The organism is Streptomyces sp. 840.1 (assembly GCF_003751445.1).
Classification (GTDB): Bacteria; Actinomycetota; Actinomycetes; order Streptomycetales; family Streptomycetaceae; genus Streptomyces.
The window spans coordinates 5,096,598-5,111,742 of the sequence record NZ_RJUU01000001.1 but is presented as its reverse complement, the minus strand read 5'-3'; the positions used below and the strand labels follow the sequence as shown (position 1 = coordinate 5,111,742).

16 protein-coding genes are annotated in these 15,145 nt (G+C 72.1%); 5 read left to right on the top strand and 11 right to left on the bottom strand.

The window, feature by feature from the left end:
- Nucleotides 1-134: 134 nt before the first annotated feature.
- Genes EDD93_RS23305 through EDD93_RS23295 form a run of 3 tightly spaced genes read right to left on the bottom strand, consistent with a single transcriptional unit; the run spans nt 135 to nt 2,027 of the window.
- On the bottom strand, nt 135-908 hold the full coding sequence (locus tag EDD93_RS23305; protein WP_123527004.1) for a DUF3710 domain-containing protein: 774 nt from the start codon (nt 906-908) through the stop codon (nt 135-137).
- A gap of 1 nt (nt 909) precedes the next feature.
- Nucleotides 910-1,443 carry a dUTP diphosphatase gene (gene dut / locus EDD93_RS23300; RefSeq protein ID WP_123527003.1) on the bottom strand — a complete coding sequence of 178 codons (534 nt, stop codon included), beginning with the start codon at nt 1,441-1,443 and terminating at the stop codon, nt 910-912.
- Nucleotides 1,443-2,027, bottom strand: coding sequence for a PaaI family thioesterase (locus EDD93_RS23295; protein WP_123527002.1), 585 nt, complete (start codon nt 2,025-2,027; stop codon nt 1,443-1,445). The genes dut and EDD93_RS23295 overlap by 1 nt, the downstream gene beginning before the upstream one ends.
- A 58-nt stretch (nt 2,028-2,085) precedes the next feature.
- Between EDD93_RS23295 and EDD93_RS23290 the strand changes: the two genes are divergently transcribed.
- Nucleotides 2,086-2,544 carry a DUF3093 domain-containing protein gene (locus EDD93_RS23290; RefSeq protein ID WP_123527001.1) on the top strand — a complete coding sequence of 153 codons (459 nt, stop codon included), beginning with the start codon at nt 2,086-2,088 and terminating at the stop codon, nt 2,542-2,544.
- A 4-nt stretch (nt 2,545-2,548) separates the two neighbouring features.
- On the opposite strand, the gene EDD93_RS23285 is transcribed toward EDD93_RS23290, so the two are convergent.
- The 4 genes from EDD93_RS23285 to EDD93_RS23270 all read right to left on the bottom strand — a co-directional run bounded on the left by EDD93_RS23285 (nt 2,549) and on the right by EDD93_RS23270 (nt 6,135).
- Nucleotides 2,549-3,526, bottom strand: coding sequence for a hypothetical protein (locus EDD93_RS23285; protein WP_123527000.1), 978 nt, complete (start codon nt 3,524-3,526; stop codon nt 2,549-2,551).
- A gap of 13 nt (nt 3,527-3,539) precedes the next feature.
- The gene (locus EDD93_RS23280; RefSeq protein ID WP_003965732.1) at nt 3,540-3,836 is read right to left on the bottom strand and encodes a DUF4193 domain-containing protein; all 297 of its coding nucleotides are present in this window, start codon (nt 3,834-3,836) and stop codon (nt 3,540-3,542) included.
- A gap of 404 nt (nt 3,837-4,240) precedes the next feature.
- Nucleotides 4,241-5,476, bottom strand: coding sequence for a HAMP domain-containing sensor histidine kinase (locus tag EDD93_RS23275; RefSeq protein ID WP_123526999.1), 1,236 nt, complete (start codon nt 5,474-5,476; stop codon nt 4,241-4,243).
- Between the two features lie 5 nt (nt 5,477-5,481).
- Nucleotides 5,482-6,135, bottom strand: a complete 654-nt coding sequence (locus EDD93_RS23270) for a response regulator transcription factor (RefSeq protein ID WP_024490544.1) — start codon at nt 6,133-6,135, stop codon at nt 5,482-5,484.
- 394 nt (nt 6,136-6,529) lie between these two features.
- On the opposite strand from EDD93_RS23270, the gene EDD93_RS39670 reads away from it, so the two are divergent.
- Nucleotides 6,530-6,703, top strand: a complete 174-nt coding sequence (locus EDD93_RS39670; RefSeq protein WP_185092415.1) for a hypothetical protein — start codon at nt 6,530-6,532, stop codon at nt 6,701-6,703.
- 109 nt (nt 6,704-6,812) lie between these two features.
- On the opposite strand, the gene EDD93_RS23260 is transcribed toward EDD93_RS39670, so the two are convergent.
- Together EDD93_RS23260 and EDD93_RS23255 are read right to left on the bottom strand one after the other, a co-directional pair.
- Nucleotides 6,813-7,631 (bottom strand): inositol monophosphatase family protein, encoded by an 819-nt coding sequence (locus EDD93_RS23260; RefSeq protein ID WP_123526998.1) that lies wholly within the window; start codon nt 7,629-7,631, stop codon nt 6,813-6,815.
- A gap of 34 nt (nt 7,632-7,665) precedes the next feature.
- Nucleotides 7,666-8,793, bottom strand: coding sequence for a ferrochelatase (locus EDD93_RS23255; RefSeq protein WP_123526997.1), 1,128 nt, complete (start codon nt 8,791-8,793; stop codon nt 7,666-7,668).
- Nucleotides 8,794-8,989: 196 nt separating this feature from the next.
- On the opposite strand from EDD93_RS23255, the gene EDD93_RS23250 reads away from it, so the two are divergent.
- Both EDD93_RS23250 and EDD93_RS23245 read left to right on the top strand, forming a co-directional pair.
- Entirely contained in the window at nt 8,990-10,237 is a 1,248-nt protein-coding gene (locus tag EDD93_RS23250; protein WP_123526996.1) for an MFS transporter, read from the top strand.
- Nucleotides 10,194-11,516 carry a D-arabinono-1,4-lactone oxidase gene (locus EDD93_RS23245; protein ID WP_123526995.1) on the top strand — a complete coding sequence of 441 codons (1,323 nt, stop codon included), beginning with the start codon at nt 10,194-10,196 and terminating at the stop codon, nt 11,514-11,516. The genes EDD93_RS23250 and EDD93_RS23245 overlap by 44 nt, the downstream gene beginning before the upstream one ends.
- Before the next feature lie 13 nt (nt 11,517-11,529).
- Here the strand turns inward: EDD93_RS23245 and EDD93_RS23240 are convergent, their stop codons facing one another.
- Nucleotides 11,530-12,648 carry a hypothetical protein gene (locus tag EDD93_RS23240; protein WP_123526994.1) on the bottom strand — a complete coding sequence of 373 codons (1,119 nt, stop codon included), beginning with the start codon at nt 12,646-12,648 and terminating at the stop codon, nt 11,530-11,532.
- A gap of 496 nt (nt 12,649-13,144) precedes the next feature.
- Between EDD93_RS23240 and sepH the strand changes: the two genes are divergently transcribed.
- Nucleotides 13,145-14,209, top strand: coding sequence for a septation protein SepH (gene sepH, locus EDD93_RS23235; RefSeq protein ID WP_123526993.1), 1,065 nt, complete (start codon nt 13,145-13,147; stop codon nt 14,207-14,209).
- 94 nt (nt 14,210-14,303) lie between these two features.
- Here the strand turns inward: sepH and EDD93_RS23230 are convergent, their stop codons facing one another.
- Entirely contained in the window at nt 14,304-15,134 is an 831-nt protein-coding gene (locus EDD93_RS23230) for a sulfurtransferase (RefSeq protein ID WP_123526992.1), read from the bottom strand.
- Nucleotides 15,135-15,145: the final 11 nt, after the last annotated feature.

Sequence of the window (15,145 nt, the reverse complement as noted above, 5' to 3'; positions counted from 1 at the left end):
TGTACGTGCCCGATACGCGCCCCATACGGGCCGCGCTCCCCCGGGCGCCGCGAAGCCGCCGGACATACGAAAGCCGGTGGGCCGTACCCCTGGGAAGGAGTACGGCCCACCGGCCGGTGCTTACGAGTGCGGGGTCAGCGCACCTCGGTGATCTCGGGGCCGCGCTGCAGGCCGGCCATGCCACCGGAGAACTTGGAGCTCTCCTGCTCCTCCTGCTGCACGCCCTCGGGCACCATCTGGGCGTCGTTGGGGAGCTTCAGGACGATCGGGTCGCGCGGGGCCATCGGGCCGTCGCCACGGACCACCACGGTGTCCCGGAAGACCGTCTCCAGGAGACCGGCGGCCTCCGGCTGCACGGCGCCCTGGCCGGAGATCACACCGCGTAGGAACCAGCGCGGGCCGTCGATGCCGACGAAGCGGACCAGCTGCACGCCGTTCGCGCCGTCGGGAAGCTGTACGGGGACCTGCGCGCGCAGCTCCCAGCCCAGCGGGCCCTCGACCTCGTCGATGATCCCGCCCTGCTGGGTGATGCCGGAGGCGATCTCGTCGCGGACCTCGCCCCAGATGCCCTCCTTCTTGGGGGCGGCGAAGGCCTGCAGCTGGATCGCGCTGTCGCGCAGCACCACGGTGGCGGCGACGATCGCGTCACCGGCGACCTCGACACGCAGCTCCATGCCCTCGACGCCGGGCACGAAGATGCCGCCCAGGTCGACCCGGCCCTCGCCGGGCTGGGAGACCTCTTCGATGTCCCACGGGCCGTCCGGCCGCGGCGCCGGCGGAAGGTTCATCCGACGCGATCCGCCCTCGGCGGCATCGGCGTCATCGAGCTCGTCGACGACCTGCTCGGCCTCGCGCGCTTCGTCCGCCTTGTCCTCGGCGGAACCACTGTCCTTGCGACGTCCGAACACGTCACTGTCCTTCCCGGTCGGATTCGACCGAAGCGTAGCTGTTCCCGCCCTGGGGAACCCCGCCCCGGACGCCATCAACATCAACGGCGGCATGACCGCCGGTGGACCCGAAGCCCCCTTCGGCCCGCGCCGAACCGGGAAGCTCCGACACTTCGTGGAAGCGCACCTTCTCGACCTGCTGCACGACCAGTTGGGCAATCCGGTCGAACCGCTCGAACCGCACGGACTCGCGCGGGTCGAGATTGATGACGATCACCTTGATCTCTCCACGGTACCCGGCATCAACCGTCCCCGGGGCATTCACCAGTGCGACTCCGCAGCGCGCGGCGATCCCGGACCGGGGGTGCACGAACGCGGCGAACCCGTCGGGCAGCGCGATCGAGACCCCGGTGGGCAGCACGGCCCGCTCGCCCGGCGCCAGCTCGGCGGCCTCGGTGGTCACCAGGTCGGCTCCGGCGTCGCCGGGATGACCGTAGGACGGAATCGGCACGTCCGGGTCGGTCCGGCGGATCAGCACGTCCACGGGATGGCGCATCAGGGGTTCACCTCGAAGGCGCGGGCCCGCTTGACCTGGTCCGGGTCGGCCATCGCCGCCTGGATCTCGGCCGGGCGGCCGTTCTCGATGAAGTGGTCGACCTTGACCTCGATGAAGAGGGCCTCGGCGCGGACCGCCACGGGCCCGTCCGGGCCGCCGATCCGGCCGGTGGCCCTGGAGTAGATTTTCCGGCCGTGCACCGCGGTGATCTCGGCGTCCAGGAACAGCACCGTGTCGACCGGCACCGGGCGGACGAAGTCGGTCTCCAGCCGTCCGGTCACCGCGATCACCCGCAGCAGCCAGTTCAGCGAGCCGAGCGTCTCGTCGAGCGCGGTGGCCAGCACCCCGCCGTGCGCGAGGCCGGGGGCGCCCTGGTGGGCCGCCTGCACGGTGAATTCGGCGGTGACCTCGACGCCCTCGCCGGCCCGCGCCTGGAGGTGCAGCCCGTGCGGCTGTCCCTCGCCGCAGCCGAAACAGTGTTCGTAGTGCGCGCCGAGGAGTTCGCCGGGGGCCGGCGCGTCGGGATGCCGGACCGGTTTCACCGCGTCGGCCGGGGGCTTCAGAGCCGCAGATGTTCCACTCACAGCCGCAGACCTTACCCGCGCGGCTACCCGCAGGTCGCGCCGTGCCAAGCTTGGGCTCATGCAGCCTTCCGCCCCGCCCTTCGACGAACGCCTCACCGCACCCCGTTCCTGGTGGGTGATCTGCCTCCTGTTCGGCATCGCGTGCGCGCTGATGCTGCTGCCCCTGGGCACCCTGCCGCTGCTCGCCGGCCTGGTCGGCGGCACGGTCGCGTCGGCTGTGGTGGTGAGCTCGTACGGCTCCGTCCGGATCCGGGTGGTGGGCGACGCCCTGGTGGCGGGGGACGCGCGGATCCCGGTCTCGGCGCTCGGTGAGGCCGAGGCGCTGGAGGCCGAGGAGGCGCGGGCCTGGCGCTCGTACAAGGCGGACACCCGGGCCTTCATGCTGCTGCGCAGCTACATCCCGACGGCGGTGCGGGTGAAGGTCACCGATCCCGAGGACCCGACCCCGTACGTCTATCTGTCGACGCGCGAGCCGAAGGCACTGGTGGCGGCACTGAAGGCGGCCGTACGGGCCTAAGGCCTCAAGGGCTGTCCGGCGGATCGCCCCGAGGGGGTTCGTAGGGCAGCGCGGGCCGCTCCAGCGGCGGCAGCTCGGGCAGCCGGTCCCAGGGGACCTGGCGCTCGCGCAGATCCTTCCTGATGCGTTCGGCGAGCCTTCTGGTGTCGCGGCGGTTCATCATCGCGCCGACGGTGGCGCCGATCATGAACGGAATCAGGTTCGGCAGATCGCGCACGGTGCGCTTCATGATCTGCTGGCGCAGCTCGCGCTTCATCTGGCCGCCGAGTGCCGCGTTGACGGTCACCGGACGGGTGACGTCGATACCCCGCTCCTCGGTCCAGGAGGTCAGGTAGGCGGTGGAGCGCTGCGGGAGGCCGCCCGGCGGGCGCAGTCCGTACACCTCGTGGAGTTCGGCGACGAGCTTCATCTCGATCGCGGCCACGCCGGTGATCTCCGCGGCCAGCTCGGCGAGCATGGCGGGCGGTACGGGCATCATGGCCGCCGCGCCGATTCCGGCGCCGACGGTGGCGGTGGCCTTGCCGGCGCCCGCGATGAGCCGGTCGGCCAGCTCTTCGGGCCCGAGGCCGGGGAACTGCTTGCGCAGGGTGGCGAGATCGCGCACAGGGACGCGGGGAGCGATGTCGATGATCCGGTCCGCGATATGACCGATCGCCGCCCTTGCGCTCTCCCCGCCCTTGCGTACGCCCCGTTTCACTGATTTCAGACGGCCTGCCCCGGTCACGGGCTCCGTCCTGTCGACCTGTTCGGCCCTGTCGGCCGTGTCGACTTCCGCGGCCGCATCGGCTGCGTCCGCTGCGTTCGCTGCTTCGAACGAGGCCGGCAGGCCCCGCTCCTCATCCTGCCCGCCCGGCGAGGGTGGCAGGGCGGACGGCTCGGCAGGCGCTGTCAGGCCTTCTGCCGGGCCGGTACCGCCCTCATACGCCTCCGACTGCTTTCCGCGCCGGGGGCGCCGCTTCCGGAACGGTGTGTTCCCTGCCACGGCCGACCGGACCTCAGTCGCAGTCGCGGCAGATCGGCTGGCCGTTCTTCTCGCGGGCCAGCTGACTGCGGTGGTGCACGAGGAAACAGCTCATGCACGTGAATTCGTCGGCCTGCTTGGGCAGGACCCTTACGGCCAGCTCTTCGTTGGACAGGTCTGCGCCGGGCAGCTCCAGTCCTTCGGCCGCGTCGAACTCGTCGACATCGACGGCCGATGCCGTCTTGTCGCTCCGACGAGCCTTGAGCTCTTCAAGGCTGTCCTGATCGACGTCGTCGTCGGTCTTTCGTGGGGTGTCGTAATCCGTTGCCATGTCGCTCTCCCCCTCTGGGTGTCTGCGGTGTCTCAGCGCACGTAACGCGTGAGAGGCCGGACTTGTGCCCGACCCGAGGCGGAGATTTTGCCTCACATCAAGGTCTGTTACTCAATCGACACCCAAAAGGACCGCTCGATAGTGATCGGCTTGGGTGGCGATGGGGACCGTACACGGTCCGGGCGGCGCCGTTGACCGGCACCACCCCGTGTACTTCCCGTGATAATGGCCCCCGAAAACCCCGACTTTTGCCGGATTTTCGGTGCGGGCCCTGATCACGGAGCGTGGACGGCCCATAATTCGCTCTTGTGATCGATCACACACGGGCCCTTCGGGAGCGGGTCCCGAAAATTCCGCTCAAAGCGAACAAAATAATCTTCGCGAAAATCGCTTCGTCCGGCCTGTCAGACAGGCAGTGAGACGCGCATCACAAGACCACCGCCCTCGCGGGGCTCCGCGATGATACGGCCTCCGTGAGCGCGCGCGACGGACCGCGCGATCGACAGGCCGAGCCCCACCCCCTTGTCGCTGCCTGTCCGCTCCGTACGCAGCCGCCTGAACGGCTCGAAAAGGTTGTCGATCTCGTAGGCGGGCACCACCGGTCCCGTGTTCGAGACGACGAGCACGGCCTGGCCCGGCAGGAGTGCGGTGGTGACCTCGACCCAGCCGCCGTCCGGGACGTTGTAGCGCACCGCGTTCTGTACGAGGTTCAGCGCGATCCGCTCCAGCAGCACACCGTTGCCCTGGACCACGGCCGCAGCCAGCTCGCCGCGCATCTCCACGTCCTTGGCCTCGGCCTCGGCCCGGGTCTGGTCGAGGGCGCGCGAGGCGACCTCGGCCAGGTCGACGGGTTTGCGCTCGACGATCTGGTTGTCGCTGCGGGCGAGCAGCAGCAGGCCCTCGACCAGCTGCTCGCTGCGTTCGTTGGTGGCCAGCAGCGTCTTGCCGAGCTGCTTGAGCTCGGGGGGCGCCTGCGGGTCGGAGAGGTGGACCTCCAGCAGCGTGCGGTTGATCGCCAGGGGCGTGCGCAGCTCGTGCGACGCGTTCCCGACGAACCGCTGCTGCGCGGTGAAGGCCCGCTCCAGCCGGTCCAGCATGTCGTCGAAGGTGTCCGCGAGCTCCTTGAGCTCGTCGTCGGGGCCGTCCAGCTCGATGCGCCTGGACAGGTCCGTGCCGGCCACCCGCCGCGCGATGCGGGTGATCCGGCCCAGCGGCGAAAGCACCCGTCCCGCCATCGCGTATCCGAACGCGAAGGCGATGATGCTCAGGCCCACGAGGGCCAGCAGCGACCGGTTGAGGAGCGTGTCGAGCGCCTGCTGGCGCTGGTGGTTCACGCAGGAGTTCATCGCCGCGTTGACCGAGCTCGGTGAGCTCCCCTCCCCCAGCAGGTTGCAGATCTTGCTGGACACATGGCCGTCGACGATCTCGAACGGCAGCTCGCTGCCCACGTGCAGGGCCTGTGCGGCGAGCATGTAGATGATCGACAGCAGCAGGATGCCCGCGATCAGGAACATGCCGCCGTACAGCAGGGTGAGACGTATCCGGATGGTCGGGCGCAGCCACGGGTACGGGGGCTCCTGCTGCTTGGGCTCCCAGGTGGGTTTGGGTGGCGCCGTCGCGGGCGGCGGGACGGTGGGCACCCGCGTCAGATCCGGTAGCCCGAGCCGGGCACGGTGACGATCACCGGCGGCTCGCCGAGCTTGCGGCGCAGCGTCATGACGGTCACCCGGACGACGTTGGTGAACGGGTCGGTGTTCTCGTCCCAGGCCTTCTCCAGGAGCTGCTCGGCCGAGACCACGGCGCCCTCGCTGCGCATCAGGACCTCCAGCACCGCGAACTCCTTGGGGGCGAGCTGGACCTCCTGCTCGCCCCGGAAGACCTCGCGGCGGTTCGGGTCGAGCTTGATCCCGGCGCGCTCCAGGACGGGCGGCAGCGCGACCGTCGTGCGGCGCCCGAGGGCCCGTACCCGTGCGGTCAGCTCGCTGAAGGCGAAGGGCTTGGGCAGGTAGTCGTCGGCGCCGAGCTCCAGTCCCTCCACCCGGTCGCTGACGTCTCCGGAGGCGGTGAGCATCAGGACCCTGGTCGGCATGCCCAGCTCGACGATCCGGCGGCACACGTCGTCGCCGTGCACCAGGGGGAGGTCCCGGTCCAGCACCACGACGTCGTAGTCGTTGACCTCGATGCGCTCCAGTGCCGCCGCACCGTCGTACACGACATCGACGGCCATGGCCTCCCGGCGCAATCCGGTGGCCACCGCATCGGCGAGCAGCTGCTCGTCCTCCACGACGAGTACGCGCACGGCGCTTCCTTCCTTAGAACTTCCACAACGGAGCCGCGCAGTGTCCGAAAGGGACCGGCGGAACGTTCGAATCGGACCGGTGGCCCGTGGTCCGGGCCGCACCCGGACCCGGCCTGTGCGCCTCCATCCTGCCCGTAACGCGTATAAACCGGCGGTAAGACGGCGCGGTCCCACCTGCGGCTTCCCGGAAGGCGGCGGTTTTCCGGGCCAGTTGAGGTTTCTCTGAGGGTCGGGCTGGGGAGGACGAATTCACACCCGCGATCACGTCTCGTTTATGGCGTGCCACTGGCCCCTCCGTTCCCCCGGAGGACGCGTGATCACCCGCCCTACCGCTTCGGCGGAGGGAAACCCGGGCACACCCCCGTGCCACCGACCCACGATGAGGGGGCGCCTCATGGACGCTTTCACCGCAGGTCTGCTGCAACGCATCCAGACCACCGAGTCCGACCTCACGAAAGCCCGCGAGACGGGTGACGACTTCCTCGCGGACGTCGAGCAGAGCGAGCTGGAGGATCTGCACCGCCTCGCCGCGGAGCACGGAGTCCACATCGGCGCCACAAGCGTCTGAGCCGTCACGAGAAGGCCCCGCGGTGCCGTACCGGCGCCGGGCGGGGCCTTCCTCGTTCCGGTGCCGCCCACGGCCCGCACAGCGGCTCGCGCGGGCATCCGGCACCCTGTCAGTCGTGCCAGGCGCCGAGTTCCTCCAGCAGGGCCTGCAGCGGCTCGAACACGCCCGGTGAAGCGGCCACCGTCAGGCCGCCGTCGGCGGGCGTCCCCGGCCGCCCGCCGGTGAGCGCGCCGGCCTCCCGCGCGATCAGGTCGCCGGCCGCCAGGTCCCAGGGGTGCAGGCCGCGCTCGTAGTAGCCGTCGAGGCGGCCCGCGGCGACGTCACAGAGGTCGATCGCGGCGGATCCGCCACGCCGGATGTCGCGCACCTGCGGGACCAGGACCCGCGCGACCTCGGCCTGGTGCGCGCGGACGTCGGCCACGTAGTTGAAGCCGGTCGACACGAGCGCCTGGTCGAGCGGCGGGGCGGGCCGGTGGCGCAGTGCGGCACCGGCCCCGTAGGCGCCGCCCTTCGCGTACGCGCCGCCGCCGAGGACCGCGTGGTAGGTCTCCCCGCGCATCGGGGCCTCCACCACGCCCACGACCCGCTCGCCGTCCCGTTCGGCCGCGACGGAGACGGCCCAGGTGGGCAGCCCGTACAGGTAGTTCACGGTGCCGTCGAGCGGGTCGATCACCCAGCGGACGCCGCTGCTTCCCTCGGAGCTGGTGCCCTCCTCCCCGAGGAAGCCGTCGTGGGGCCGGCGTCCCGACAGGAAGCCGGTGATCAGCTTCTCGGCGGCGATGTCCATCTCGGTGACGACGTCGACCGGGCTGGACTTCGTCGCGGCCACCCCCAGGTCGGCGGGGCGTCCGTCGCGCAGCAGCGCGCCGGCCCGGTGGGCGACGTCCAGGGCGAGGTCGAGCAGTTCGGACAGCAGGGGGTCGGTCACGGCGCTCCCAAGGGGGGGTGAGGGGACGGGGGTGCTACGCGTACGGGCTGTCGGCGCCCGCCGCGGCAGGCCTGGCCGTACGGGCCGGGCAGCAGCCGGCCGGGCAGAGGTCGTGGCTCGGCCCGAGCGCTCCGAGGGCACACCGCTGCGGGCCGCGGCCCTGTTCGGTCGCGGCCCGCTCCAGCACGAGCTCGCGCACCGCCGCGGCGAACCGCGGGTCGGCGCCGACCGTCGCGGACCGGCGGACCGGCAGGCCGAGCTCGGCGGCCTTCTGTGTGGCCTCGGTGTCGAGGTCGTACAGGACCTCCATGTGGTCCGAGACGAAGCCGATCGGCGCCATCACCACGGCGGGCACGCGCTCACCGTGCAGCAGCTCCAGGTGATCGCAGATGTCGGGCTCCAGCCACGGGATGTGCGGGGCGCCGCTGCGCGACTGGTAGACGAGCTGCCACGGGTACTCGACCCCGGTCCGCTCCCGGACCGCCTCGACGATCACCCGGGCGACGTCGAGGTGCTCCGCGACGTACGCACCGCCGTCGCCGTGCGCCTCGGCGGGGCCGGAGGAGTCGGCCGCCGAGGTGGGGATCGAGTGCGTGGTGAAGGCGAGGTGAGCCCCGGCCCTCGCGTCCTCGGGCAGGTCGGCCAGGGAGGCGATCACGCCGTCCACCATCGGCTCGACGAAGCCGGGGTGGTTGAAGTAGTGGCGCAGCTTGTCGACGCGCGGCACCGGCAGCCCCTCGGCCTCCAGGACGGCCAGGGACTCGGCGAGGTTCTCGCGGTACTGCCGGCAGCCGGAGTACGAGGCGTACGCGCTGGTCGCCAGGACGGCGATGCGACGGCGTCCGTCCCGGGCCGCCTCGCGCAGGGTGTCGGTCAGGTAGGGCGCCCAGTTGCGGTTGCCCCAGTAGACCGGCAGGTCGAGTCCGTGGTCCGCGAAGTCCTTGCGCAGGGCGTCGAGCAGGGCCCGGTTCTGGCCGTTGATCGGGCTGACGCCGCCGAACAGGAAGTAGTGCTTGCCGACCTCCTTCAGCCGCTCCTCGGGGATACCCCGGCCGCGGGTCACGTTCGCCAGGAACGGGACCACGTCCTCCGGGCCTTCGGGACCCCCGAAGGAGAGCAGCAGCAGGGCGTCGTAGGGAGCGGGCTCATGCAGATCGGACATGGCATCGATCCTGCCACCCGCCCCCTGCGCCGCTCCCACCGACATCCGCCCCGCGCGCCCGCTGTCCCCCGGTCCGGGCCGCCCGCCGCTCCCCGCCCGTGGCCCCGTCGGCGGACGCGGATGAGGTCGTAAGCTGTGCAAGCCGTATTCACCCCTGACACCGCGTGTGACCGCACCACGCGTACCGGAGTACCCCGTGCCCAGTCCCTACCGCGCGATCTTCGCCGCCCCCGGCTCCAAGGGGTTCTCCTCGGCCGGCTTCCTCGGCCGGATGCCGCTGTCCATGATGGGCATCGGCGTGGTGACCATGGTCTCCCAGCTGACCGGCCGGTACGGGCTGGCGGGCGCGCTCTCCGCGACGCTGGCGATGGCCGCCGCCGCGGCGGGGCCGCAGGTGTCCCGGCTGGTCGACCGGTACGGGCAGCGCCGGGTGCTGCGCCCGGTGACCCTCGTCGCCCTGGCATCCGTGGCCGGCCTGCTGGTCTGCGCGCAGCAGGGGCTGGCGGACTGGACGCTGTTCGTGTTCGCGGCGGGCGCCGGCTGCGTCCCCAGCGTCGGCTCGATGGTCCGGGCCCGCTGGGCGGAGATCTACCGGGGCTCGGCCCGGCAGCTGCACACCGCGTACTCGTGGGAGTCGATCGTCGACGAGGTGTGCTTCATCTTCGGCCCGATCATCTCGATCGGGCTCTCCACCGCCTGGTTCCCGGAGGCGGGCCCGCTGCTGGCCGCCGGCTTCCTGCTGGTCGGCGTCTTCTGGCTGACCGCGCAGCGGGCCACCGAACCGGTGCCGCACCCGCACGCCCGCCACACCAGGGGTTCCGCGCTGTCCTCCCGCGGCCTCCAGGTCCTGGTGGTGACCTTCGTGGCCACCGGCGCGATCTTCGGGGCGATCGACGTGGTGACGGTGGCCTTCGCCGAGGAGCGCGGCCACAAGGCCGCAGCGAGCCTCGTGCTGGCCGTGTACGCGCTGGGATCCTGCCTCGCCGGGGCGGTGTTCGGGCTGCTGCACCTGAAGGGCAGGCCGTCCACCCGGTGGCTGGTGGGAGTGTGTGCGATGGCCGTGAGTATGATCCCCCTCCAACTGGCCGGGAGCCTGCCGTTCCTGGCCGTGGCGCTCTTTGTCGCGGGCCTCGCCATCGCACCGACGATGGTCACCACGATGGCTCTCGTCGAACAGCACGTACCGCGCACGAGACTGACCGAGGGCATGACCTGGACCAGCACCGGGCTCGCCGTAGGTGTGGCGCTCGGCTCCTCGGCCGCCGGCTGGGTGGTCGACGCGTCCGGGGCCGAGGCGGGGTACGCGGTGCCCGCAGTGGCGGGGGCGGTCGCGGCCGCGGTGGCGTTCCTGGGGTACCGCCGGCTCAGTGGGCCGGTTCCTACGGAAGGGCGCGGGGAAGATGACCGACACCTACGCACGGACGGCGACGAGCGCGTGGCGTAACTGGGCGGGAAACGTCACCGCCCGTCCGGTACGGACCGTGTCGCCCGCCTCCGTGGACGAGCTGGCCGAGGAGCTGCGCAGGGCCTCCGAGGACGGCCTGAAGGTGAAGGCGGTGGGCACCGGTCACTCCTTCACCGCGGCCGCGGCCACCGACGGGCTGCTGATACGCCCCGAGCTGCTCACCGGGATCCGGGAGATGGACCGGGCGGCCATGACGGTGACCGTCGAGGCCGGCACCCCGCTGAAGCGCCTCAACACCGCGCTGGCCCGCGAGGGCCTCTCGCTCACCAACATGGGCGACATCATGGATCAGACGGTCGCCGGGGCCACCTCCACCGGCACCCACGGCACCGGCCGGGACTCGGCGTCGATATCCGCGCAGATCCGCGCCCTGGAGCTGGTCACGGCGGACGGCACGGTGCTGACCTGCTCCGAGACCGAGAACCCGGAGGTGTTCGCCGTCGCCCGGATCGGGCTCGGCGCCCTGGGCGTCATCACGGCGATCACCTTCGCCGTGGAGCCGGTGTTCCTGCTGACCGCCCGCGAGGAGCCGATGGCCTTCGACCGGGTCACGGCCGACTTCGATCAGCTGGTGGCCGAGAACGAGCACTTCGAGTTCTACTGGTTCCCGCACACCGGCAACTGCAACACCAAGCGCAACAACCGCAGCGCGGGCCCCGCCGCCCCGCCCGGAAAGGTCAGCGGCTGGATCGAGGACGAGCTCCTCTCCAACGGGATCTTCCAGGCGGCCTGCGCGCTCGGCCGGGCGGTACCCGCCACGATCCCCTCGATCGCCAAGCTCTCCAGCCGCGCCCTGTCGGCCCGCACCTACACGGACATCCCGTACAAGGTGTTCACCAGCCCGCGCCGGGTGCGGTTCGTGGAGATGGAGTACGCCCTGCCGCGCGAGGCGGCCGTGGAGGCGCTGCGCGAGGTCAAGGCGATGGTGGAGCGTTCACCGCTGCGGATCAGCTTCCCGGTGGAGGTGCGTACCGCGCCCGCGGACGACATCGCGCTCTCCACGGCCTCGGGCCGCGAGAGCGCGTACATCGCCGTCCACCTGTACCGGGGCACGCCCTACCAGTCGTACTTCACGGCGGTGGAGCGGATCATGACCGCCCATGAGGGCCGCCCCCACTGGGGCAAGGTCAACACCCGTGACGCCGGGTACCTGGCCGGGGTGTACCCCCGCTTCGGGGAGTTCGCCGCGGTCCGGGACCGGCTGGACCCGGACCGCCTCTTCGCCAACGACTACCTCCGCCGGGTCCTGGGCGACTGACCGCCGCCCGCGCTCACTCCCCGGTGTCCGTGCCGGCCGGCGGGTTGTCCTGCGCCGGGGCGCTGCCCGTGCCCGCCGGGTCGGGGGCGGTGCCGGCGCCGCCGTCGGTCGCCGACGGGGTGGGCGTGGCCGACGGGTCCGCGCCGCCCGCGGAGTCCGACGGGGTGGGCGTGGGTGTCGGTTCCGCCGCCGGGCTCTCGCCCCGGTCCGTCTCCGGACTCCGGCTCTGTCCGCCCGGCTCCTGGCCGGTGCCGGGAGCGGAGCTGCCGTCCTGCCCCGGGGTGGGCCGGTCCTGGCCCGGGTCGGTGCTGTGCGACGGGGCGGGGTCGGCGGGCGCGGAGCCGCGCTCGCCGCGTACGACGGAGCCCACGGTGGTTCCCTGACCGCCGCTCAGGTCGTTGCCCGAGACCAGCTCGAACGTGGTGATCCCGGCCATCGAGACCGCGAAGACCACCGCGGCGCCGAGCGCCGAGCGCTTCCAGCCGCGGATCCGGGTGCCGTGTGTGGTCGCCTGCGAGAACTCCTCGTCACCGGCCCCGGTGACCGCCCCGAGCGGCCGGGTTCCGTCGACCGCCCTGATCAGCTGGGTGCGCCCCGGGTCGCCGGACGCCTTGCGCAGGACGGTGGTGGCGTCCACGGCACGCAGCATCGTGGTGGCGTCCGCCTCCTCGGGCCCGGCCGTCGCGTCCGCCCGGCGCAGGACCGTCGTGGCGTCGACCGCGCGCAGGACCGTCGTGGCGTCCGTCGCGCGCGGCACCGCGGCGGCGTCGGCGGACCCTGCCGCCTCCCGCACGGCCACCCGCGTCTCGGGGGTCCCCCACGTCCCGTCCGGGTCGCCGGCATCACGCGTCTGGCGCGTGTGCACGGTCACCTCGCGGTCCGGGTGCTTCACCTGGACCGTGACCTCGCGGATCTGCTCACCCGTACGACGGAAGAAGTGCTGGAAGACCGAGCCCCCGCAGGTGGCCACGATGCTCATCACCCCGGCGCCGAGAATCGTTCCGTACACGCCGAGTTGTGAGGCCGCCACCGCCGCCGCGACCGCCGCGACGGCACTGCCCGCGACCTGGGGCAGGCTGAGATCGATCCGCCTTTCTCTGGGTTCTATGTCACTTTCCGGCTTCTGCACCATTTCCAGCCCTTGATTGACATCGCTCCCACCATGCAACAAGAAGGGACATTTGAGCGAAGCCGATAGTTCCGCTTACGGTGATTCTGTGAAGCAGGACACGCGGGAGGGCCACCCCGCCCCCAGTGGGGCGGGTCAACTCCCGTACCTCACGAGAACTTCGGCGGCGCGGCGGTCCACCCACATGGCCCGAATGGAGTACTGTGGCGAGCCCTGGGGCCGGACTCCCGCGTGGAAGTCCGGAACCTTCGGGAGGGGGCCGAAGGAGGCACTCGATCCGGCGGCGCCGCGGCATCGCACGGGGCAGGCTACACTGAGTGACCAACAGTCACTTTGTGTTGCGTAAGGGGTCACCGTGTCACACCGGCGATCAAGGGCTCACGCCCGACACGCCGGGCAACACGGCAATGTTGTGGCAGGCTGCACCCGGGCAGGTCACACTCGACTAGCGGAAGCAGCGACGCACGTGACGTCGGCAGGCACCACCCGGGAGGTCCCCATGCCCGAACTGCGTGTCGTGGCCGTCTCCAACGACGGCACACGACTGGTGCTCAAGGCTGCAGACAGCACGGAGTACACCCTCCCGATCGACGAGCGGCTGCGAGCCGCCGTGCGCAACGACCGCGCGCGGCTCGGCCAGATCGAGATCGAGGTGGAGAGCCACCTCCGCCCCCGGGACATCCAGGCGCGGATACGAGCCGGCGCATCGGCGGAAGAAGTCGCCCAGTTCGCCGGGATTCCGGTCGACCGCGTCCGCCGCTTCGAGGGCCCCGTTCTCGCGGAGCGCGCCTTCATGGCCGAGCGGGCCCGGAAGACTCCGGTCCGGCGCCCCGGCGAGAACACCGGCCCCCAGCTCGGTGAGGCGGTGCAGGAGCGCCTCCTGCTGCGCGGCGCCGACAAGGAAACCGTCCAGTGGGACTCGTGGCGCCGCGACGACGGCACCTGGGAGGTCCTCCTCGTCTACCGCGTCGCCGGTGAACCGCACTCCGCGAGCTGGACGTACGACGCCCCGCGCCGGCTCGTCCAGGCCGTGGACGACGAGGCGCGCTCGCTGATCGGTGAGACCGACGACGTCGCCGCGCCCGAACCGAGCTTCCCGTTCGTGCCCCGCATCGCCCGGCTGCCGCGCGACCGGCCGCTGGACCGCGCCCTGGACCGCCAGATCGAACGCCCCGCGCCGCCTCCGGCCCCGGAGCCGGAGGAGCGTGTCGGCGGGGTCACGGCGAGCGAACGCGACTCGCTGACCAGCCTCCTGGAGGCCGTACCGAGCTTCCGCGGCGACATGGTCGTACCGGAGCGCCCCGCACCGCCCGAGCCCCCGGCGATCGAACCGGCCGCGCAGGAGCCGGAGGCCGAGGAGCCGCCCGCCCCGGCGGCCTCCGCAGGCGCCGGTTCCGCCTACGCGGACGTACTGATGCCCCGCGCGGTGGCCGGTCACCGCGACCGGCTGACCGGGACGACCGACCGCCAGGCCGAGGCGGACGGCGTCCGGCCGGGCCGCCGGGCCGCGGTGCCCAGCTGGGACGAGATCGTCTTCGGCACGCGCCGCAAGAAGCAGGACTGACCGAGGCATGACGAGGGCCCGTACGCGAGCACGTACGGGCCCGGTCACGCCGCGTGGCCGGACCTCCTCGTCCCGGTCACGGCCGGCCGTACCATTACCCGGGTTCGGGGCCCGTCGCGACCGGCCGGGACTCGTCGGCCGACCACTGCGACCAGGAGCCCGCGTAGAGCGCTGCGGTGAACCCGGCGACCTCCAGGGCCAGCACCTCGTGCGCGCCGGAGACCCCCGATCCGCAGTAGACGCCGACCTCCGAAGCGTCCCCCTCGGCGCCCAGTCCCGCGAAGCGTGCGGCCAGCTCCCCGGCGGGCAGGAAGCGTCCGTCCGCCCCGACGTTCTCCGTCGTGGGGGCCGAGACCGCGCCGGGAATGTGCCCGGCCACCCGGTCGATCGGCTCCACCTCGCCCCGGTAGCGCTCGGCGGCCCGCGCGTCGAACAGCAGGCCCGACCGCGCCAGAGCCGCCGCGCCGTCCGCGTCCAGCAGCGGCAGCGCCCCCGGCTCGGGAACGAAGTCGCCCTCGGCGGGGGCCGGGATCTCCTTCGACAGCTCGCCGGTCCAGGCCGCGAGACCGCCGTCCAGCACCCGGACATCCCGGTGCCCCGTCCAGCGCAGCAGCCACCAGGCGCGGGCCGCCGCCCATCCCTGGCCGCCGTCGTACACGATCACCGAACTGTCCCGGCCGACCCCGGCGCGGCGCATCACCGCGCCGAATTCCGCCGGGTCGGGAAGCGGATGACGGCCCCCGCCGCCCGGCGGGGCCGCGAGCTCGCCCTCCAGGTCGACGAAGACCGCACCTGGGATGTGCCCGGCCTCGTAGTCGGGCCGGCCGGGCGGGCCGCCCAGTTGCCAACGTACGTCCAGGAGCACCGGCGGCCGAGGCCCTGCCGACTCGCTCGCACATTCGGATGCGGAGATGATGGGCTTCATGGGAGCCATCC

Excerpts from the sequence above, each read along its gene's own strand:
- EDD93_RS23290 (WP_123527001.1), top strand. The coding sequence starts at position 2,086 with ATGCAGCCTTCCGCCCCGCCCTTCGACGAACGCCTCACCGCACCCCGT.
- EDD93_RS23255 (WP_123526997.1), bottom strand. The coding sequence starts at position 8,793 with ATGTCCGATCTGCATGAGCCCGCTCCCTACGACGCCCTGCTGCTGCTC.
- sepH (WP_123526993.1), top strand. The coding sequence starts at position 13,145 with ATGCCCGAACTGCGTGTCGTGGCCGTCTCCAACGACGGCACACGACTG.
- EDD93_RS23280 (WP_003965732.1), bottom strand. The coding sequence starts at position 3,836 with ATGGCAACGGATTACGACACCCCACGAAAGACCGACGACGACGTCGAT.
- EDD93_RS23230 (WP_123526992.1), bottom strand. The coding sequence starts at position 15,134 with ATGAAGCCCATCATCTCCGCATCCGAATGTGCGAGCGAGTCGGCAGGG.
- EDD93_RS23240 (WP_123526994.1), bottom strand. The coding sequence starts at position 12,648 with ATGGTGCAGAAGCCGGAAAGTGACATAGAACCCAGAGAAAGGCGGATC.
- EDD93_RS39670 (WP_185092415.1), top strand. The coding sequence starts at position 6,530 with ATGGACGCTTTCACCGCAGGTCTGCTGCAACGCATCCAGACCACCGAG.
- dut (WP_123527003.1), bottom strand. The coding sequence starts at position 1,443 with ATGCGCCATCCCGTGGACGTGCTGATCCGCCGGACCGACCCGGACGTG.
- EDD93_RS23245 (WP_123526995.1), top strand. The coding sequence starts at position 10,194 with ATGACCGACACCTACGCACGGACGGCGACGAGCGCGTGGCGTAACTGG.